This is a genomic window from Salinibacter sp., from assembly GCF_042218895.1.
Classification (GTDB): Bacteria; Bacteroidota; Rhodothermia; order Rhodothermales; family Salinibacteraceae; genus Salinibacter.
Genome location: NZ_JBDGQQ010000097.1, coordinates 1 through 18,850, shown reverse-complemented (window position 1 = coordinate 18,850; position 18,850 = coordinate 1). Strand labels below are relative to the sequence as shown.

Sequence of the window (18,850 nt, the reverse complement as noted above, 5' to 3'; positions counted from 1 at the left end):
CTTTTACCTCTTCAGACTTGAAACTATGCTACACGTCCCACATACTATTGGTCGCCAGTAGAAATCACAATCATGTCAGTAATTCCGTAATATTATGAATCGCCTGAGCCTCTCCTCACTCGGTTCTCTCTTCACTGCCGCCCTCTTCGCCGGCATGCTCGTGCTTGGAGGTTGCAGTGACAATCTCACTGGTCCAGCGCCGTCGGACCAGGATGTAACCGTGCAGCAAGAGACCTCGGGGGACGAGAATGGTGGTAGCACCACACCGCACGCTGGTCGCAACGGATCCAACGAAGATTAGCTCGCCGCATCCTCCTGGTCTGGTTCCGGGCACCATTCCGTCTACCCCGCGAAGGGGAAGCGACCGGGCTTTGATCCGAGTCCGTCGCAGGACCTCGTAGCGGTGCTACACTGTCGGTTCGGTCAACAGTGCTGAGCGCAATTTCCATGCCGCCGTGGCACCACTCTTCCCTGCAGGGACTCCCCCTTCGCAGTGTGTCACCTTGTTTTCTCTAGCGAAGGACTCCCTGTAGGGACATCGGGTGAGGTTCGCTTACCCTATTCGAACACTGGTCTCCTCGCGGGGGACTCCAAGGGTTCGATGGTGCCTAGCTATTCTGGGTCAAATTTACTGATTTGGTAACCACTGCGGTGTTCTTCGAACATTGGAGGCGGATAGGGATCCTGTCTCTGTGGTCTCGAATACTAAGCGCCCGACCGGTGATTGCCGGTCGGGCGTTTCTATGTTGTGACCCTCCACACTTTCTCGCCCGGACTGCCACTCGGGCATCCGGAAACGGATCCCGCTCCCCTGCTTGCGTCGGGGAGGTTTGGCTCTAGCCTTGTCTCATATGTTTGGTTTAGTTCGCTCTAGGAGTGCATGCGAGCCAGTTACTGTGACGGGTACTATGTCCCCCTTCCCGACGACCACCCCTTTCCGATGGGGAAGTTTCCGGCACTCCATCGCCTTCTCGGTCGGGAAGGCCTGGTCCCCCCCACCAATGTAGTGTCTCCTCGTCAGGCGGATTGGAACGACCTTCGACGCGTTCACACGTCTGAGTACCTGACTGATCTCGCGGAGGGGACCCTTCCCGCCCACGCTGAGCGGCGCATGGGCCTGCCGTGGTCGGAGCGCCTCGTGTACCGGTCCCGGCTGGCCGTACAGGGCACCGTCAACGCCGCCTTCATGGCGCTCACGGACGGCATCGCGGCCAACCTTGCCGGGGGCACGCATCACGCCTTCCCCGACCATGGGGAGGGATTCTGCGTGCTCAACGACGTGGCCGTAGCCATTCGCGTCCTCCAGTCGGCATGTTGGGTCCGGCGTGTCCTCATCGTCGACCTCGACGTGCACCAGGGCAATGCCAACGCGGCATTCTTCGCAGACGACGAGTCTGTGTTCACCTTCTCAATGCATGGGGCGCGCAACTACCCCTTCGAGAAGCCTCCTTCCTCCCTCGACGTTCCGCTGGACGACGAGACCGGAAATCAGGCCTACCTGAAGACCCTGCGGGCCCATCTTCCTCGCGTGCTGGACACGGTAAGGCCCGACCTCGTTTTTTACCTCGGCGGTATCGACGTGGCCAGCGACGATCGGTTCGGGCGCATCTCGCTCACGCGAGAGGGCCTCCATGCCCGGGACGGGTATGTGCTGGAGCAACTCCACGCCCGCAACCTTCCGGTTGTGCTCCTGCTTTCGGGAGGATACGCCGCCACGCCCGAGGCGACCGCCGATCTCCACGCCATCATGCACCGGGAGGCCGCCCGCGTGTTTGGGACTTCGGAGGCCGTTTCCTCTGAATGATTACCCGGGTGCGCTCCTCGGAATCTGTCCCCAAACGACGCGCGGTCGGTCCCCCAGGTCGTCCTCCCGACGGACCTCAGCAAACTCGTTCCGCCGGAGTAGCCCTACGACCTCCCCGGCGTACTCGGGATGGACTTCGAATACGACACTGGCCCCCGGCACGCAAAGCTCTTGGCCCCAGTCGGAGAGCGATCGGTAGAAGTGGAGCGGATCCTCCCCCACGAAGAGGGCCACTGCCGGGTCGTACTCGCGCACGACGGCCGGCAGCGTATCGGCCTCAGCATCGGGGATGTAGGGGGGATTCGACACCAGCAGGTCCAGGTTGCGCGGCACCCGTCTGGGAATCTCGTCGGCGCTGACGTCGGCCTCCAGAAACCGTACGTGGAGCTCCAGGGCACGGGCGTTCGCCTGGGCCACCGAAAGGGCATCGGTGCTCACGTCGCAGGCATGCACGGAGGCGTCGGGGCGCTCGTGCTTGAGGGCGAGAGCGATGCATCCGCTCCCGGTCCCAACGTCAAGCACGCGTGGGCGCTCCGTATCCTCGATGCAGGCAAGGGCGCGCTCGACGACGTGTTCAGTCTCGGGGCGGGGGATCATTACCTCCGGGGACACCTGAAGCTGGAGCCCATGGAAAGAGGCGTGCCCCAGGATGTGTTGGAGCGGCTCGCCCTCCACGCGTCGCTCTGTCATGGCCTCGAACCGCTCTGCGGGCCCGGGTGGGACGGGCCGCTCTGGATGCGCGTAGAGCCGCGCCCGGTCGCAGTCGAGCACCTCGGTCAGCATCCACTCCGCGGTCCGTCGAGGGGCTGGGCGGTCGGCAGCCCTGAGGCGACGGACCGCACGATTTAGGAGTTCGGTCCGCGTTGAAGGCGGCCCGGACGATGTCCCCGCACCTGGGCCCGAGAGATCAGTCATGGATCGTCCTCGGTGTCGTCTGGACGTGACCTAGCGACGCACCCGAAACGTCTCAAACTCGTCGGTGGCGTCGGCCCAGTTCACCTCCACGTCGTCAACCTGGGCCATGCGCGGGCCCCGATGGACGGCGTCGACCAGGGAGTCGAGCGCCGTTCGCGGCCCTTCTGCCTCCAGTCGAACCGACCCATCCCGTTCGTTGCGCACCCATCCGGTCACACCGAGTCGCCGAGCCCGTCGCCGCGTGAAGTTGCGAAACCCGACGCCCTGCACACGCCCCGTAATTCGTGCAGAAAGACGCGCCTGCGTGTCTTCGTCCATCGGTGTCGTAGTGCGTTTGGTTTGGGATTGCCCTGCGAAAACCCCAACGGGATTGCCGCCGACGGTTTCCAGACGGCTCTCCTCGAATGCAGAATGCCCCACCCTGCCGAGCGCAGGACGGGGCACTGGGGCGTACCAGTCTACTTACCAGGTGCGGGGGCCGCGCACCGACTCAAGCGACGGTCACAGGAGCCCCTTGCTCGTCGTCCAGTCGCGGAAGCCGTCTACGAGCTGTTCGAAGGAGTCGAGGACGAAGAGCTCATCCTGCAGGTTGTACACTTCATAGTCGTCCTTCTCGACAATGTGCTCGGGGTCGAACGGATGGAGCGTAACCTCGTCGGAGAGGGCATGGGTCACCTCCTCGTTCGACGACACGATGCCGGCGCCAAAGATGCGCTTCTCCCCATTCTCTCGGATCAGCCCAAATTCGACAGTGAACCAGTGGAACCGTTCTAACCGCGGCCGGTCGGCTCCGTCCGCATTCTGGGCGGCCTTTCCGTACATTTGGTAGAAGTCCGCAAACTCCGGCTGCGTAAGCATCGGCATGTGACCGAAGATGTCGTGGAAGCAGTCCGGAGCCGGTGTGTAGTCGAGCTCGTCTCGACCCCGGATGTAGTTGGTAGAGGGAAATTTGCGTTCCGAGAGCAGCGAGAAGAAGTCTTTCTCGTGGATGAGCCCCGGCACATTGGCCACCGTCCATCCAGTTTCTTTGTTGAGACGGCGGCTCAGGTCGGCCAAGTCCGGGATCTGGTCGGCCTCCAACTGCAGGACCTCCTGTCCCCGCATGTACGCGTCACAGGCCCGTCCCGGAAGCTGCTCCATCTGACGCTCAACGAGGATCCGCCAGGTCTCGTGGTCTTCTTCCGGGTAGTCTGGATACTCGATCTCATCCCCAATTGGCGGCTCTTCTTCCAACTTCTCCGGGATGGTGCGCGGGTCTACGTCCTCTTCTTCCTCCTGTGCCTTTTCGAAAGCTGAACGTTCTTCCTCCGGCGTGGGTGTGTCGACGGCGTCACTCATTCTATCACCTCCAGGGAATTGATTCGTCGATTGTGATGTCGCAAGCGTGGTACGGCACTCTTTTGGAAGCGCTTTCAGACCCCTACGAGCGGCCTGTGCTGGTTCCAGAAGAGGTACGGCTCTAATGCACAGCCGCGCTCGATGATTCTGTCGTTCCCAGCCCGCGCTCTTTCCCCATCGCTTTGTCAGTCGGGATGGGTCTCGTCGAGACGAATGATCCAGGAGACCGCGATGTAGCCCACGAAGGCTGCCGCACTGATTAGCAGTCCCGCCCGGGTGATGCGAACCCTGTCCCCGAGGGCCTGCTCGGCCATCACCATTACGACGAAGAAGAGGATCGAGACGCCACACGCCCCGGCAAGGACGCGGGGCCAGGTTCGGAACGCTCGTCCGCCAAACATAATTGAGTTTCGGTTTGGACACGGAGGAGCGCACGCCACTGGGAATCCCCCAGGGCTCAACGCCCAGCGCAGGGGGCCTGGCGGAGCCTTCAGAGCATCGCTACGACGTGTGGGCCGGCTCTACCCCTGGTTTCCACTTAATATTGCATCCCATGGAGGGGAACTGCTCCGTCGTCACCTGTCCAGTTTCCAACAGTTCGTCGAGTGCCTGCCGCAGGTCGGCCCCGTGCGCCTCGTCGCCATCGGGGCGCGTTTCGTCGAAGCGGCCGCGGTAGGCAAGCGTGCGGTTCTCATCGAAGACGTAGAAGTCGGGCGTGCAGGCCGCCTCGTATGCCTGGGCCACCTCTTGCGTCTCGTCCTGCAGATACGGGAAGGGGTAGTTCTTCTCCCGGGCCCGCTCGGCCATGCTCTCGAACGAGTCGTCCGGGTAGCGCTCCGGGTCGTTCGAGCAGATGCCGACGAACTGCACATCCTGCTCCTGGTACTCGCGCGCTACATCAAGGAGAGCGTCCTCAATGTGCTGGACGTACGGGCAGTGGTTGCACATGAAGACAACGACGAGCACCTCGGCGTCGCGGTAGTCGGCAAGCGAGCGGGTTTCGCCCCCCCGATCGTCAACGTCAGGATTGGCGGCGGGGAGTGAGAAGTCAGGGGCCGGATGGCCCAACTCAATCATGGTAGATTCGGTAACGGCCATGGTGCGGGGTTGGGAGCGGTTAGCGGAATGCGAGTGGAGCAGGGTTCCAGAGTCTCCTGATAGCAAACTGGGGAGGCGACAACGGGGTTCGGGAAGCGGTACAGCGAGGCCGCCGGACGCCCTCTGGCGTCATGGCGACTGGTCTGAGATCTTCGGCTCGGACACCGTCACTCGTCGTCCTGGTACAGGTCGTGGGCCTCAATGTACGTTCGCACGTCCTCCGGCACAAGGTGTCGGATGGACCGTCCTGCCCGGCACCGCGCCCGGATTTCGGTCCCCGACACCTCCATGACGGGGGCGGCGGCGTACCGAACACGATTCGCAAACCGGGGCTCAGCGACGGACTCAATCGCCCCCGGTCGCTTGTACACGATGATTGGCACGCGTTCGGCGATCTCGTCGGGCCGGTGCCACTCCGCGAAATGATCGAGGCTGTCACTCCCGATGATGAGGGCAAAGTCCGTGTCGGTATGCTCTTCCTGTAGGACTCGGAGGGTTTCGACCGTGTACGACACCCCCTCCCGCTGTACCTCGATATCACAGACGCGAAAGGTGGGATTGGACTCAATTGTGCGCTGGGTCATCGCGACCCGATGTTCGACGGCCACAAGTTCCTCCTCAGGCTTGTGGGGCGGTGTGGAATTTGGGATCCACCACACCTCGTCCAGGCCAAACTGATCGCGTGCGACCTCGGCCACGACTAGATGTGCGATGTGAGGAGGATTGAACGATCCCCCGAAGAGGCCGATGTCCATGACACGTCGGACTTACACGTCGGTCGTCTATCTGGACCCGCGAGACCCGCCGTCACGGGCAAGCGATTGCTCGTCCTCCTGGGCCTGAACACGCTCGAGCTTGCGCTGCGCCTCGCTGTACAGTTCCTCTGCCCGGCTGAGCAGCTTGCTCTCGGGGAAAAGCTGGGTAAGCCGATTGTAGTACTTGATGGCCTTCCGGTACCGTTCAGCCTGCTTTTTCTGAATGCTTCGGTCCGCGTACTGAACGTAGGAGCGTACCGCTCCCAGAAGGACCTCATCGGCCCACTTCGTGTCTGGATACTTGTTGAAAGCGTCGACGTACACTTCTGTGGCGGCCTGCCACATCTCGCGCTGCTCGTAGAGCTGAGCCGCGGCATATTTCTTGTGGGCCAGCTTGGCCCGGAGCTCGTCGATCTTCTTCTCGGCCTCGGGCACGAGCCTGTGATTCGGATGCTGGTCAATGAAGAGCTGAAAGAGCGAGATCGCCTGCCGGGAGTCCGACTGATCGAGCCGATACATCGGAGACCGGAGGTAGTAGGAGTTGGCCCGCTCAAACTGCGCCTCGGCAACCTTTGCGCTGTTTCGATAGATCTCCGTAAAGCGCTTGAACTCGCTCGCGGCGACTAGGTGCTTCCCCCTCTTGCGCTGAGCCATGGCAAGTTTGTACTGCGCATTGGCGGCCCACTTGTTTCCGCGCCCGTACTCGAGCACCCCCCGAAAGAAACGAACAGCCAACTTGTAATCCCCCTCCTCAAATTGCGAAATCCCCTTCGTGTAGGCCTCCTTGGGCCCATCGTACGTAAGCCGTTCACTCCCCGAACACCCGCCGACGGCTCCGACGAAGGCGAAAAGCAGAATGGACGTGAAGACCGACAGGCGCATGGGCGGATGCCATCACCGAGACACAGCCAATGGACAGTTTTCCCGAGCTCTTGTCGGTTTTGTCTTCCGACACGAAAACTCGCAACGCGAAACGACAGGGGGAAGGTCCTGTTCCTCTGTGGACTTTAAACCACGATGGAGTACGGCACGTGGGTCCCACAGGGCCTCTATTGAAGAAGCTCGATCTGCTGATTCCGGTACCGATGGAAGAACAGTGCTTGGTTTACGTTGCCCTCCCCGAAGTCAATTCGGGTGCCGAGGCCCTCATGCACTGGGGCAGCGCGGAGCGCTCGCGGATCTAGACGGGTGGCGGTCGGGGAAAGCTGAGACAGCAGAAAGTGGGCGACGTCGTATCCCGCGTAGGCGAGACGCCGACCATCGGCGGAGAGCTCACCCGGCGTCGTGCCGGTTAGGAGGCGGTAGCGCTTAATGAACCGCTGCACCGCTGGTCGCTTCGTGTCCACGTAGAAGTTATTCGCGTACGTGGCTGTCAATTTGCTTGCGATCTTCGCGAACGGAAGATTGTGCCACTGACTGTTCCCGAGCGCCCGAGTGCCGGGTGCGAGTTTTCTCAGTCCCGTGAGGGCCCCCCGGATCTTGCCGACGGTGTTTCCGCCCGCGACGGGCAGGTAAAACGCCTCGGGCCGCGCCAGAAGTGAGTCAGTGATCGTCGAGTCTTTGTTGACGAGCGTTGGGAGACGGGACCAATCCTGGGCGTTCTGGAGGCGGAGCGAGAGAGGCATTTTCATGTTCTGGCGTCGAACCTCGGCCCGGAACCCTTCTGCCATGCGGGCACTGTAGGAATTGCCCGGCTCGTAAATCATGCCGACGCGGTCGAGGAGGAGCCCCTCGTTCGCGAACCGGGCCATGAGGCGGCCCCGCATTGCGAACGTCGGGTTTGCCTGGAAGACGTAGTTTCGCCCCTGCGACACAGCGTCGTTGGTCGCCACCGGAGCGACGAGGAGAACGCGGGCCTGCTCGGCCCGCCCGCCGGCCGGTCGTGCCATTTCGCTCCGGATGGGCCCAACAATCACGTCCACGTTGTCGATGCGCACCAGTGAGTCGACGGCGGCCCGGGCAGTTTCGGGTCGTTCTCCCACCCGACGGAGGTACATCTTGGCCACCCAATCAGGACGCTCCACGCGCTCGGTGACAATCCGCAGGGAGTCGACCCGGACCGTGTCGGTTGGGGTCGCCACGGTAGTTTGTCCGTCTTCCTGTGCCAGGCTGTCTCCGCGGGCTTCGCTGGTGCTGTAGACCTCGAACGTATCGGCCGATGCTGGCAGGTCTGGAGGCGGAGCGTATCGTCGCCGCACCCCATTGTGCTCTTCAACCGCCAGACGGATGCCGTTGAAGAGGGCCTGGGACAGCGCCAACTGTGCGTCCCCCATTGGGAGGGCAACGCCGACACGGAGCGTATCCGGACCCTGCCCGGAGCGCTGAAGGCGTCGTTGCGCCAATGTGAGGATTGACTCGGCTTGATCCCGGTACGTCGTCGTTGGATACCGATCCAGCAGGGTTCGAAGCCGATCGATCGCGTCCCGGTAGCGCCCCGCCCGAACAAGCGCCTTCCCCCCCATCAACAGGGCGGCGGTCGTCTTGCGATTAAGCTCATATTCCGTGACCAGGCGGAAGCGTTTGGCGGCCTTTCCGTACCTTCCTCGCTCGAAAGCCGCAAGGCCCTGTTCGAACATGAGCTCTGCGTCCGGAATCTCAGGGATGGCATCTTGCTCTTGGGCATGGGCTGGCCGGCCCGTCAGCGCGACAACCCCAATCAGCAGGAGGACCGATACGGACACACGGTGCATCATGGAAATGAAGGATCTACGGCGTTGGGCAGGGGGACAGGGGGCTCAGGGCGGACGAGGCAGGCCTGTGGGTCTTCGAGATTCTCTCCGGGGAAGGCACTTCGCCCTGAGGGAGGGTGGCCTCCCGCCGCAACCGGCGTGCTCTGCCAGTAGTCACTCCCATTCGATCGTAGCCGGAGGTTTTGAACTCACGTCGTACACTGCCCGATTGATGCCACGCACTTCATTGACAATGCGGCTGGACACGCGGCCGAGAAAGTCGTGCGGGAGGTGCGCCCAGTCGGCCGTCATGCCGTCCACGCTGGTCACCGCCCGGAGGGCGCAGACGTTTTCGTAGGTTCGTTCATCTCCCATCACCCCCACGCTCTGTACCGGGAGCAACACGGCGAAGGCCTGCCACACCTCGTCGTAGAGATCATTGGCCCGCAGCTCCTCGATAAAGATGTCGTCGGCCTCTCGAAGCAGGGCCAGTCGTTCGCGCGTGACCGCCCCCAAAATGCGAATGGCCAGTCCCGGCCCCGGAAAGGGATGACGACCCACGATGTGCTCCGGGACATCGAGCAGGCGGCCGATCTCCCGGACCTCGTCCTTGAACAGCTCCCGGAACGGCTCGATGAGCTCAAAGTCGAGCTCCTCGGGCAGCCCGCCCACGTTGTGATGCGTCTTGATGGTGGCCGAGGGGCCCTTGAAGGACACGCTCTCGATAAGGTCCGGATAGAGCGTGCCCTGCGCCAGAAACTCGGGGCGGTGCCCCAGGTCGGCGGCAATCTCTTCGGTCTGTTCCTCGAAGACCTCGATGAACGTGTTGCCGACGACGTTGCGCTTCTCCTCCGGGTCGACCACGCCGTCGAGGCGGTCCAGGAAGCGGCCCGTGGCGTCGGTGGTGTGGAGGTCCATGTCGAAGTGACCGCGAAAGGTGTCCTGCACCTGGTCCCACTCGCCCTTCCGGAGCAGGCCGTTGTTGACGAAGATGCAGTGCAGCTGGTCGCCGATGGCCCGCTGCAGGAGCGCCGCCGCGACGGAGGAGTCGACCCCTCCAGAGAGCCCCAGGATGACGTGACGGTCTCCCACCTGTTCACGGATGTTGAGGGTCTGTTCCTCGACGAACGAGGCGGGGGTCCAGTCCCCGCTGCAGCCGCAGATTTCGTAGGCGAAGTTCTCCAGAATCTGCCGGCCAAAATCGGTGTGGACGACCTCAGGATGGAACTGAACCCCGTAGTGAGGCGCCTCGGTGTTGCGGACCGCCGCCACCGGCGCGTTGTCAGTCTGGGCGATTACTTCGAAGTTGTCTGGCAGCGCCGTCAGGTGGTCGCTGTGGCTCATCCAGACAGTCGATCCCTCGGGAACCTCCTCGAAGAGCGGGGTTTTCGCTCCACCGTCGGTAGACACCCGAAGCTGGGCCGGGCCAAACTCTCGTCGGTCGGCCCGTTCCACCTCTCCATTCAGCAGATGAGCCATGGCCTGAAGCCCGTAGCAGATGCCGAGCACCGGCACCGGAGCGCCGTCAGGACGCTCAAGGTTGAGAAGCCTGGCGTCGAGCTGAGGGGCCTCGTCGTCGTACACCGAGCAGGGCCCGCCGGACAGGATGATGCCGCAGGGCTCCAGGGCATCGATCTCCTCCGTATCCACCGTACACGGGTATATTTCCGAATACACCCCCGTCTCGCGCACCCGCCGCGCGATGAGCTGGGTGTATTGTGACCCGTAGTCCAGTATGACGATTTGCTCGTGCATCAGGGATGTCGCGTATTTCGTATTGCCTGGAAAGTCAGCAGATGTGCCCTGCGCAACACGCATCGCGCCAGACGCAGTACGCGCTACGCTACACACGAGCCTTCATCCACGGCGTGCTGTCCCTCTCCTCTGGTCTCTCCACCCCCCTCACGTTACCTCAGCGTAGGCGTTGGCCTCCATGAGAGTGTCGATCTCGTCGGGATCCTCAAGCTCGATTTTGATCATCCATCCCTCCCCGTACGGATCGTCGTTGACGACTTCCGGGGCCATCTCGAGTTCATCGTTGACGGCCGTGATGGTGCCGCTCGCGGGCATGTACAGTTCCGACACTGTTTTGACCGCTTCGATGGTGCCGAAGACATCGTGCTGATCGAGTTCGGTGCCCTCTGGCTCGAGCTCGACGAACACGATATCCCCAAGTTCGCTCTGGGCGAAGTCCGTGATGCCCACGGTAGCCGTGCCGTTGTCGACACGTATCCACTCGTGGTCTTCCGTGTAATAGAGGTGGTCCGGCGTATCCATTCGTCGTGTACGAGAGTGCTTTTGGAATGCGAGTTCGCGTGAAGATACGGGACGTGACGGTCAATCCAAAGGATCGTCCGTCCGGCGGGGACCTCAGGGAGGATCCCTCCTCCGAAAGGAGCCCTGGCCCAGAACCGCCCCGAATTCGTGTCAGACGGCCATTTCTGGGGCTGGATGCATTTCGAAGTCGTCGAGGAAGCGGGTGTCGAAATTCCCGTTCTGGAAGCGTTCGTCGTTCATGAGCTGCTGGTGGAACGGAATTGTCGTTCGGATCCCTTCGATGACGAACTCGTCGAGCGCCCGTCGCATCTTACGGAGGGCGTGGTCGCGGGTCTTGCCGTAGGCGATAAGCTTGGCGATCATCGAGTCGTAGGTGGGCGGAATGCGGTAGCTGGAGTATGCGGCCGTGTCGACCCGAATGCCGTGCCCGCCCGGCTGGTGAAACGCGGTGATGTCGCCCGGAGCAGGGCTAAAGTTGTTAAACGGGTCCTCCGCGTTGATGCGGCACTCGATGGCGTGGCCCTCCATGGGCGGGCGCTCCTCCGGATCCACGGTCTCCCCCATCGATACGCGAATCTGGTGCTCTACTAGGTCGCAGTCCGTGACCTCCTCCGTCACCGGATGCTCCACCTGGATGCGGGTGTTCATCTCCATGAAGTAGAAGTGGCGGTCGGCCCCCACAAGAAACTCGACTGTGCCGGCCCCCTCGTAGTTGACTGCCTCTGCTCCGCGGATGGCGGCCTGCCCCATCTCCTCGCGGAGCTCCTCGTCGACGACGGGCGACGGGCACTCCTCCACCAGCTTCTGGTGACGGCGCTGGATGGAGCACTCCCGCTCCCCAAAGTGCATCACGTTGCCCTGCCCATCCCCCAGCACCTGAATCTCAACGTGGCGGGGCTTCTCCACAAACTTCTCAATGTACACCTCGGGGTTGCCAAAGGCCGCGTCGGCCTCGGACCGGGCTCCATTGAAGGCTCGCTCGAAGCCCTCCGCCTCCCACACCAGGCGCATGCCGGTGCCGCCGCCGCCCGCCGCGGCCTTCACCATGACCGGGAACCCGATGTCCGACGCAATCTCGAAGGCGTCGTCGAGGTCGCCCACGGTGCCGTCCGACCCCTCCACAATGGGCACGCCGGCCTTATTCATCTCGGCCTTCGCCTTCGACTTCTCGCCCATCAGCCGGATGGTTTCGGCGTCCGGGCCGATAAACTCAATGTCGTTGTCGGCACAAATCTGGCTGAACTCGGCGTTCTCGGCAAGGAAGCCATAGCCGGGATGGATGGCGTCAGCCCCCGTTACCTCCGCGGCGGCGATGATGCGGTCGGGGCGCAGGTAGCTTTCTGCGGAGGCCGGCGGCCCAATGCACACCGCCTCGCTGGCGAAACGGACGTGTAGCGCGTCGCGGTCCATCGTAGAATACACCGCCACGGTGTTAATCCCCATCTCGTGGCAGGTGCGAATCACGCGCAGCGCAATCTCGCCGCGGTTGGCGATGAGAATCTTTTGGATGTCACTCATGCGGGGTCAGGGTCTTTGCCACGTGCAAGCGGATCCCGTCTACTACCAGGTCTCGAAGGCGTGATAAGTGGTTCGCGACGCGTTCTGTGCTTCGTGTTGCGCACCTTGATACTTTCCCCTGCGCAGCACGCACTACGCAACATGCCCCTCCGGACGAAGGCAAAAGGCGCTTCTCTGTAAAATCATGCGTGAAAGCGCCTCAGGGACGGCTCTACATGAAAACGGCCCCGGATCATTCCGGAGCCGCGGGCACTCGGGAAGGACGAAGCTATCCTTCGTTGATCACAAAAAGGGGCTGATCGAACTCGACCGGTTCGGCGTCTTCGACCAGGATTTCTTCGATCGTCCCTGAGGTCTCACACTCAATTTCATTCATCAGCTTCATTGCCTCGATGATACAGAGCACGTCGCCCTCCGCCACCGAGTCGCCCACTTCTACGAACGGGTCGGCGTCGGGCGAGGGGGCGCGGTAGAAGGTGCCCACGATGGGGGCCTTCACCACGTGCTCGTCGGTCGCGACCCCGGTTTCCTCCTCTGCCTCAGCCGTTCCGTTCTCGGCGGTATCCTGGGCAGGCGTCGACGCGGCGGACGCGCTGTCCTGCGTCGTGTCGCCGGCCGCCTGCGGATTGCCGCCCGACGGCGCGGGTGGCTGCTGGGGCGCCCCCGACGGTTGTGGGGGCTGTTGTGCCTGTGGGGCCGGCTGTCCCTGCGGCGGCGCGTAGGCCTGCTGGGCCATCGGTCGCTGGGGCTGCGGGGCGCCGTACTGCATCCGAACCGGTTGCCCCGCCGGTTGCATAACGACTTGTGGGCTGTTCTGCCGGATGGTCAACTTGAAGTCGTCCTCCTCAATTTCGACCTCCGACACCTCGCTTTCGGTGACGAGTCGGAGCAGTTCTTGAATCTTCGAGAGCTTCATGCCTCTGGTGGATGTGTGCGAGAGAGCCAGTGGACGTGCTCCATCCCGGCGGGACACTTCCGACGATGATCAGGACTACACGGTCGAGGCGGCGGAGACGCGAGTCTCATATTCTCCGGTGCCTGTGTCAACGCGAACGACATCGCCCTCGTTGATGAAGAGCGGCACGTCGACCGTGGCACCGCTCTCTAGCGTAGCCGGCTTATCTCCCCCCTGAGCCGTATTTCCTTCCACGCCAGGGGTAGTGTCGACAACCTCAAGCTCCACCTTCTGGGGAACCTCGGTGCGGAGCGGCTCTTCGGTGTCGGCCCGGAACAGGATATCGACGTCGCCCCCCTCCTTCAAGAACTCTCGTTCTTCGACCTGCTCCGGTGGCATCGAGAACTGCTCGTAGGTCTCCGTATTCATGAAGTGGAGACCGTAGTCGTCCTTGTAGAGGAACTGGTGCGGTCGCCGCTCCACGCGCACCTCTTCGACCTCTGCACCTGCCCGAAAGGTCTCCTCCAGCTCGTGGCCCTCCCGGACGTTTTTCAGGGTCGTGCGCACGAAGGCCCCACCTTTGCCGGGTTTCACGTGGAGGAAGTCGACGATCTCCCAGAGATCGTCTTTCCAGATGAACGTCATGCCGTTCCGGAAATCACTCGTGTCCGCCATACGATCGGTGCGTTCGTGTAAGTAATACAGACATAATATATCACCCCGCGGGCCGCGCTGTCAATCCGAGCACGAACCGAGGGGAAAAGGTTAAAAGCGTGCCTGTCGGCTTTGTTGCTCCACCCCGGCGCGCAGACGTGGCAACCGCATTAAATTCGGCCCCGCCATGACGTCGGAAGACGCACTCGCGGAAAGAGGCGCCCCGGCGAGACGCCTCTGCGCGACTCGGCCGAGCGGAGACCTGTCCCCGGGAGGGTCTACTCAATGAGACGCGGTGCCGGATCGCTCATCGAGGGACGGCACCGATCGGGCCTCCGGCCCTACGTACTCCGAGGTGGGCCGGATGAGCGTATTGTCGGCGAGCTGCTCCAGAATGTGGGCCGACCACCCTGCGGTGCGACTCATCACAAAAATCGGGGTAAACAGTTCGATCTCAAACCCCATTGCGTAGTAGGCCGGACCGGCCGGGTAGTCCAGATTCGGCGGAATGCCGGTCTCCTCCTGCATGGTCGTCTCGACGGCCTCGGCGATCTCGATCCACTTCTGCTGCTCGGGCCCGGCCACGTCGTGCAGGCACTGCCGCATGATGGGCACGCGCGAGTCGCCGTACTTGTAGATGCGGTGCCCGAAGCCCATGACGACCTCTCCTGCTTCAAGACGCTGGCGCACCCAGTCCGCCGGGTCGGCCTCGGCCTCGTCGATCTCCAGGAGCATCTCCATCACTGCCTCATTCGCGCCCCCGTGCAGCATGCCCTTCAGCGCGGCGATGGCACCCGCGACGGCCCCGTAGTAGTCCGACAGCGTGGAGGTGATGACGCGGGCCGTGAAGGCAGACGCGTTGAATCCATGCTCGGCGTAGAGGATGAGCGAGGTGTCGAACGCCTCCACAACTTTGTCGGCCGGCACCTCGCCGAAGCACATGTGGAAGAAATTGGCAGCTATGCTCAGGTCCGAGCGGGGCGAAATCGGCGCCTTGCCCTGCTGGCGCCGGTATTTCGCAGCCGTCAGTGTGGGCAACTGGGCCAGCACCCGAATTGCGTGTTCCCGGATGGTGTCGGGGTCGGCCCCGAAGACCTCAGGGTGATTGCTTCCTTCCAGGCTCACGCCCGTCCGGAGCACGTCCATCGGGGAGGCGTCCGCCCGGATCAGGTCGAGGACCTTGGCCCCCTCATCGCTGAGCTCGCGGGCGGCCCGCTCCTTGTCCTCGAACGTCGACAGTTCGGCGGCGCTCGGAAGCTCGCCGTGGAGCAGCAGATGCGCGACCTCTTCGAACCGGCACTGCTCGGCGAGCTCGTCGACGGGATACCCCCGATAGAACAGTTTCTTTTCCTTGGGCTGGACGTCGGAGATGGCCGACCGATCGGCAGCAACGCCCTTAAGTCCCTTCTGTACCTGTGGTTGATCTGTCATCGTCAAGCGAGAAGTTGTAAATGGAGTCGTCGAAGGTGTTGTAGCGCTCGTACTGAATCAGGTCGTAGAGTTCGGAGCGGGTCTGCATCTGGCCCAGCAGCGACTTCTGTGTCTCCTCGTCCCGGATGGTTTCGAAGCTCTCCCGCACCGTCTTCATCGCAAGCCGGAGGCTCGTCACCGGGTAGATCACGAGGTCGTAGCCCAGTTCGTCGAGCCGGGACGCCTCCAGGAGGGGCGATTTCCCGAACTCGGTCATGTTGGCGAGGAGCGGCACGTCGAACGCGTCCCCGAACGTCGCAAACTCCTCTTCAGTCCTGAGCCCCTCCGGAAAGAGCGCGTCGGCCCCGGCGTCGACGTACGCCTGTGCCCGATCGAGGGCCGCGCCCATTCCGTCGACGCTCCGCGCGTCGGTGCGGGCGATCAGCAGGAAGTTGGGGTCCCGCCGCGCCTCAACGGCGGCCCGAATCTTTTGGATCATCGTCTCGGTCGGGACGAGGGACTTGTGGTCGAGGTGGCCACACCGCTTCGGGTTGACCTGGTCTTCGAGGTGACAACCGGCCAATCCGTGTTCTTCCAGTTCCTGCAGGGTCCGGGCCATGTTGAGCGTTTCTCCGAACCCGGTGTCGATGTCAATGATGGACGGCAGGTTCGTGACACGGGCGATCTGGCGGCCGCGCCCGAGCACCTCCGTCATGGTAGTCAGCCCCACGTCAGGAAGGCCAAGGTCGGCCGAGAGCACGGCGCCGGAGATGTAGATGCCGTCGAATCCCTGCTCCTCAAAGAGCATGGCTACGAGGGGAGAGAACGCGCCGGGGAGGCGGAGAATGCCGTCCTCTTCCAGCGCGTCCCGGAGGGCCTGGCGCTTTTCCTGCGGCGAGGTGTCGACGAAAAGCATGGTAGGAGCGGGGGGCGTGTTTGAGGGGACAGCGAGAGCGACTGGCTCAGAAGAGGCCCTGGTTGCGCTGTTCGGAACCAACCAGGAGATTAGGAGGAACCTGCACGGTCAGGTTTCGAACCTCCTCGGCGGAGAGTTCGGGCAGGCGGTCCACCAGCCCCAGGAAGCGGTCTTGCTCCCCCGTCGTGATCCAGCCCTCGGTGAGCGTGTCGAACTTGTCGACGTAGTCCTCGCGCCCGAAGGACCGGTCGCTGTTGGGATGGGCGTTGGCCACCGCAGCCTCGTCGACGAGGGTCCGCCCGCCGGCCATCTGGATCTCGACGCGTCCTCCGAAGGCCTTCTCCGAAGGATCGGAACGGTGGTAGCGCTCCGTCCATTCCGGGTCCTCGACCGTGCGGATCTTTTGCCACAGCTCTACGGTGTCGGGCCGATGCGCCCGCTCGTCGGTGTAGCTCTCCTCGTGGTGCCACATTCCGTCCTGCAGCGCCACGGCGAAGATGTACATGATGCTGTGGTCCAGCGTCTCCCGGCTGGCATCCGGGTCGTATTTCTGCGGGTCGTTTGCACCGGAGCCGATGACGGTGTGCGTGTGGTGGCTCGTGTGGATGACGATCTCCTCGATCTGCCCGAGGTCGTCGATCTGCTCCCGCATCCGGAAGGCCAGGTCGATGAGCGCCTGGGCCTGATACTCGGCCGAGTGCTCTTTCGTGTAGGACTCAAGGATCATGCGACGCGGCTCGCCCGGCTCCGGCAACGGAACTTCGTAGGTGGCATCCGGGCCGCCCAGCATCCAGGCGATTACGCTATCCTCCCCCTCGTAGATGGGTGACGGGGCCGTTTCGCCCCGCATGGCGCGGTCGATCGCCTCGATGGCCTGCTTTCCGGCGAAGCCGGGGGCGTAGGCCTTCCAGCTCGAAATCTCGCCCTTGCGCGACTGGCGGGTCTGGAAGCTGACGTGGACGGCCTGCTGGACGGCCTGGTAGAGAACCTCGGTTGACACCCCCAGCAGGGCACCAATGCCGACGGCCGACGCTGGACAGAGGTGCGCGATGTGGTCCTTCTTGTGCTCGTGCAGGCAGATGCCCTTGGTGAGGGCGATGTGAACCTCGTACGCCGCCAGGAGACCACGCAGGAGATCGGCCCCGTCGCGGCCCATCTGCTGGGCCACCGCCAGCACAGGGGGAATGTTGTCCGCCGGGTGGGCGTAATCGGCCGCCAGGAAGGTGTCGTGGAAGTCCAGCTCCCGCACGGCCACGCCGCGGGCCCAGGCGGCCCACTCGGCACTCGCCGTCTCGGGGGTGCCCACAACGGGCGCGCCGGGCGAGCGGGGATGGGCGAGCGCCTGCTGCCGGGCCGTGGCTACGGGTCGGCGGTTCAGCGCGGCGGCCGAGACGGCGGCGTTGTCGATGATGCGGTTGCCTACCATCCGCCGGGCCTCGTCGTCGACCGGTGCCTCGTCGGTGCCCACGCGGGCCAGGCGCCAGGCCAGTTGCTCGTCTCGTGGAAGCGGTTCCTCCGACGGATAGACGCGAACAGGGTGTCGTTTCATAGCATCCAGCTGGAGACGTGCTGAGGGAGCTGTCCCGCAAGTTCTAAAAAGCCCTCAGGGGCGTTAAGTTACCCGTGCCCGCGCCTCGCGCGTGGAAAGAAGGTGTCAAGGTCCGCTCACCTTTCTCTAAATAGCCGCCGGGGTGGCTTCTACCGGAAGGGCTGCTCGCGGCTGAGGGCTGCGGGCAGGTCGGTAACGCCGAAGGGGCCGTGCCGGTAGAGAAACGGCTCGCCGTAGGTGGCGCCCACCTTGTAGCCGTAGGTGCGGGCCTGGGACTTGACCCACTCGAAGAACGCGCGGTTCGACACGAACGTCTCCGGCTCATCCTCGTCGGGCTCGTAGTCGGGGTTGTGGAACTGCGACTCGAAGGCCTGCAGGGCCTCGATGCGCCGATCCCACACCTCCGTCACGTCCACTACGAGGGTCGGCTCGAAGGGAATGGCCTGCATGTAGTGGAGCACATGGTGCGGGCGCCAGGGCTCCTGCGGGGTTCCACCGGGGCCGGTCGTCTCGATTTTCTTGAGACCGCTGTAGTACAGGGCGTCGGTGGAAAGTTCGGCGGCGTCCTCGTGGTCAGGGTGACGACTTTCCGGGGCGTTGATCAGTACAATGTGCGGTTGGTATCGACGCACTACCTTGATCACCTCGCGCTGGACCTCCCGCGTGTTGCGGATGTCTCCGTCCATCAGGCCAAGGTTCTCGCGGGCACTCAGACCGATGATTTCTGAGGCTCGCTCAGTCTCCTCCATCCGCTGCTCCGGGGAGCCCCGCGAGCCGAGTTGCCCCTTCGTAAAGTCGACGATGCCTACGTCGTACCCCTGTTGGGCGAGGAGACAAACCGTGCCTCCCGCGCAGAGCTCCACGTCGTCGGGGTGGGCGGCGAGGGCGAGGACGTCGAGGTTGGGCATGGGGCGTGATCTACAGAAAGTGCTAATTGAATAGTAACCCGCCCTGTGCTATGCAGTACGTATTGCGTATTTCGCATTGCGTATTTCGCATTGCGTGAGAGAGGAACAGATACGCAATACGCAACACGAAATACTCACCCAGTG

General features: G+C 63.1%; 19 protein-coding genes. 2 read left to right on the top strand and 17 right to left on the bottom strand.

Annotated features, from left to right (window positions below; genetic code table 11):
- Positions 1–94: 94 nt before the first annotated feature.
- Together ABEL04_RS08845 and ABEL04_RS08840 are read left to right on the top strand one after the other, a co-directional pair.
- Positions 95–301, top strand: coding sequence for a hypothetical protein (locus ABEL04_RS08845; RefSeq protein WP_375802026.1), 207 nt, complete (start codon positions 95–97; stop codon positions 299–301).
- Between the two features lie 579 nt (positions 302–880).
- Positions 881–1,804, top strand: a complete 924-nt coding sequence (locus tag ABEL04_RS08840) for a histone deacetylase (protein ID WP_375802025.1) — start codon at positions 881–883, stop codon at positions 1,802–1,804.
- Here the strand turns inward: ABEL04_RS08840 and prmC are convergent, their stop codons facing one another.
- From prmC to bshB1, 17 genes are all read right to left on the bottom strand, one after another.
- Positions 1,805–2,719, bottom strand: a complete 915-nt coding sequence (prmC, locus tag ABEL04_RS08835; RefSeq protein ID WP_375802024.1) for a peptide chain release factor N(5)-glutamine methyltransferase — start codon at positions 2,717–2,719, stop codon at positions 1,805–1,807. It lies immediately after the preceding gene.
- A gap of 30 nt (positions 2,720–2,749) precedes the next feature.
- A complete protein-coding gene (locus ABEL04_RS08830) occupies positions 2,750–3,037 on the bottom strand; it encodes an acylphosphatase (RefSeq protein ID WP_375802023.1) in 288 nt (95 codons plus the stop codon).
- A 183-nt stretch (positions 3,038–3,220) separates the two neighbouring features.
- Entirely contained in the window at positions 3,221–4,057 is an 837-nt protein-coding gene (locus ABEL04_RS08825; RefSeq protein WP_375802022.1) for a phenylalanine 4-monooxygenase, read from the bottom strand.
- A 185-nt stretch (positions 4,058–4,242) separates the two neighbouring features.
- The gene (locus ABEL04_RS08820; RefSeq protein ID WP_375802021.1) at positions 4,243–4,458 is read right to left on the bottom strand and encodes an ABC transporter permease; all 216 of its coding nucleotides are present in this window, start codon (positions 4,456–4,458) and stop codon (positions 4,243–4,245) included.
- A gap of 100 nt (positions 4,459–4,558) precedes the next feature.
- A complete protein-coding gene (locus ABEL04_RS08815; protein WP_375802020.1) occupies positions 4,559–5,155 on the bottom strand; it encodes a thioredoxin family protein in 597 nt (198 codons plus the stop codon).
- Positions 5,156–5,322: 167 nt separating this feature from the next.
- Positions 5,323–5,910, bottom strand: coding sequence for a nicotinate (nicotinamide) nucleotide adenylyltransferase (nadD, locus tag ABEL04_RS08810; RefSeq protein ID WP_375802019.1), 588 nt, complete (start codon positions 5,908–5,910; stop codon positions 5,323–5,325).
- Between the two features lie 27 nt (positions 5,911–5,937).
- Positions 5,938–6,792, bottom strand: a complete 855-nt coding sequence (locus ABEL04_RS08805) for an outer membrane protein assembly factor BamD (RefSeq protein WP_375802018.1) — start codon at positions 6,790–6,792, stop codon at positions 5,938–5,940.
- Between the two features lie 167 nt (positions 6,793–6,959).
- On the bottom strand, positions 6,960–8,603 hold the full coding sequence (locus tag ABEL04_RS08800; RefSeq protein ID WP_375802017.1) for an ABC transporter substrate-binding protein: 1,644 nt from the start codon (positions 8,601–8,603) through the stop codon (positions 6,960–6,962).
- Positions 8,604–8,753: 150 nt separating this feature from the next.
- Entirely contained in the window at positions 8,754–10,334 is a 1,581-nt protein-coding gene (gene guaA, locus ABEL04_RS08795; RefSeq protein WP_375802016.1) for a glutamine-hydrolyzing GMP synthase, read from the bottom strand.
- 147 nt (positions 10,335–10,481) lie between these two features.
- The gene (gene gcvH / locus ABEL04_RS08790; RefSeq protein ID WP_375802015.1) at positions 10,482–10,856 is read right to left on the bottom strand and encodes a glycine cleavage system protein GcvH; all 375 of its coding nucleotides are present in this window, start codon (positions 10,854–10,856) and stop codon (positions 10,482–10,484) included.
- 150 nt (positions 10,857–11,006) lie between these two features.
- Positions 11,007–12,374 (bottom strand): acetyl-CoA carboxylase biotin carboxylase subunit, encoded by a 1,368-nt coding sequence (gene accC / locus ABEL04_RS08785; RefSeq protein ID WP_375802014.1) that lies wholly within the window; start codon positions 12,372–12,374, stop codon positions 11,007–11,009.
- 268 nt (positions 12,375–12,642) lie between these two features.
- On the bottom strand, positions 12,643–13,290 hold the full coding sequence (gene accB, locus ABEL04_RS08780; protein WP_375802013.1) for an acetyl-CoA carboxylase biotin carboxyl carrier protein: 648 nt from the start codon (positions 13,288–13,290) through the stop codon (positions 12,643–12,645).
- A gap of 75 nt (positions 13,291–13,365) precedes the next feature.
- Positions 13,366–13,944, bottom strand: a complete 579-nt coding sequence (gene efp / locus ABEL04_RS08775) for an elongation factor P (RefSeq protein WP_375802012.1) — start codon at positions 13,942–13,944, stop codon at positions 13,366–13,368.
- Between the two features lie 261 nt (positions 13,945–14,205).
- Positions 14,206–15,354, bottom strand: coding sequence for a bifunctional 2-methylcitrate synthase/citrate synthase (locus ABEL04_RS08770; RefSeq protein WP_375802011.1), 1,149 nt, complete (start codon positions 15,352–15,354; stop codon positions 14,206–14,208).
- Positions 15,320–16,249, bottom strand: a complete 930-nt coding sequence (prpB, locus tag ABEL04_RS08765; RefSeq protein WP_375802010.1) for a methylisocitrate lyase — start codon at positions 16,247–16,249, stop codon at positions 15,320–15,322. Before prpB ends, ABEL04_RS08770 begins: the two co-directional genes overlap by 35 nt.
- A gap of 46 nt (positions 16,250–16,295) precedes the next feature.
- Positions 16,296–17,798 (bottom strand): MmgE/PrpD family protein, encoded by a 1,503-nt coding sequence (locus tag ABEL04_RS08760; RefSeq protein WP_375802009.1) that lies wholly within the window; start codon positions 17,796–17,798, stop codon positions 16,296–16,298.
- A gap of 149 nt (positions 17,799–17,947) precedes the next feature.
- Positions 17,948–18,706, bottom strand: a complete 759-nt coding sequence (gene bshB1 / locus ABEL04_RS08755; protein WP_375802008.1) for a bacillithiol biosynthesis deacetylase BshB1 — start codon at positions 18,704–18,706, stop codon at positions 17,948–17,950.
- Positions 18,707–18,850 lie beyond the last annotated feature (144 nt).

What these genes read in the sequence shown, in the direction of transcription:
- ABEL04_RS08845 (WP_375802026.1), top strand. Translation starts at nt 95, where the DNA reads ATGAATCGCCTGAGCCTCTCCTCACTCGGTTCTCTCTTCACTGCCGCC.
- ABEL04_RS08840 (WP_375802025.1), top strand. Translation starts at nt 881, where the DNA reads ATGCGAGCCAGTTACTGTGACGGGTACTATGTCCCCCTTCCCGACGAC.
- prmC (WP_375802024.1), bottom strand. Translation starts at nt 2,719, where the DNA reads ATGACTGATCTCTCGGGCCCAGGTGCGGGGACATCGTCCGGGCCGCCT.
- ABEL04_RS08830 (WP_375802023.1), bottom strand. Translation starts at nt 3,037, where the DNA reads ATGGACGAAGACACGCAGGCGCGTCTTTCTGCACGAATTACGGGGCGT.
- ABEL04_RS08825 (WP_375802022.1), bottom strand. Translation starts at nt 4,057, where the DNA reads ATGAGTGACGCCGTCGACACACCCACGCCGGAGGAAGAACGTTCAGCT.
- ABEL04_RS08820 (WP_375802021.1), bottom strand. Translation starts at nt 4,458, where the DNA reads ATGTTTGGCGGACGAGCGTTCCGAACCTGGCCCCGCGTCCTTGCCGGG.
- ABEL04_RS08815 (WP_375802020.1), bottom strand. Translation starts at nt 5,155, where the DNA reads ATGGCCGTTACCGAATCTACCATGATTGAGTTGGGCCATCCGGCCCCT.
- nadD (WP_375802019.1), bottom strand. Translation starts at nt 5,910, where the DNA reads ATGGACATCGGCCTCTTCGGGGGATCGTTCAATCCTCCTCACATCGCA.
- ABEL04_RS08805 (WP_375802018.1), bottom strand. Translation starts at nt 6,792, where the DNA reads ATGCGCCTGTCGGTCTTCACGTCCATTCTGCTTTTCGCCTTCGTCGGA.
- ABEL04_RS08800 (WP_375802017.1), bottom strand. Translation starts at nt 8,603, where the DNA reads ATGATGCACCGTGTGTCCGTATCGGTCCTCCTGCTGATTGGGGTTGTC.
- guaA (WP_375802016.1), bottom strand. Translation starts at nt 10,334, where the DNA reads ATGCACGAGCAAATCGTCATACTGGACTACGGGTCACAATACACCCAG.
- gcvH (WP_375802015.1), bottom strand. Translation starts at nt 10,856, where the DNA reads ATGGATACGCCGGACCACCTCTATTACACGGAAGACCACGAGTGGATA.
- accC (WP_375802014.1), bottom strand. Translation starts at nt 12,374, where the DNA reads ATGAGTGACATCCAAAAGATTCTCATCGCCAACCGCGGCGAGATTGCG.
- accB (WP_375802013.1), bottom strand. Translation starts at nt 13,290, where the DNA reads ATGAAGCTCTCGAAGATTCAAGAACTGCTCCGACTCGTCACCGAAAGC.
- efp (WP_375802012.1), bottom strand. Translation starts at nt 13,944, where the DNA reads ATGGCGGACACGAGTGATTTCCGGAACGGCATGACGTTCATCTGGAAA.
- ABEL04_RS08770 (WP_375802011.1), bottom strand. Translation starts at nt 15,354, where the DNA reads ATGACAGATCAACCACAGGTACAGAAGGGACTTAAGGGCGTTGCTGCC.
- prpB (WP_375802010.1), bottom strand. Translation starts at nt 16,249, where the DNA reads ATGCTTTTCGTCGACACCTCGCCGCAGGAAAAGCGCCAGGCCCTCCGG.
- ABEL04_RS08760 (WP_375802009.1), bottom strand. Translation starts at nt 17,798, where the DNA reads ATGAAACGACACCCTGTTCGCGTCTATCCGTCGGAGGAACCGCTTCCA.
- bshB1 (WP_375802008.1), bottom strand. Translation starts at nt 18,706, where the DNA reads ATGCCCAACCTCGACGTCCTCGCCCTCGCCGCCCACCCCGACGACGTG.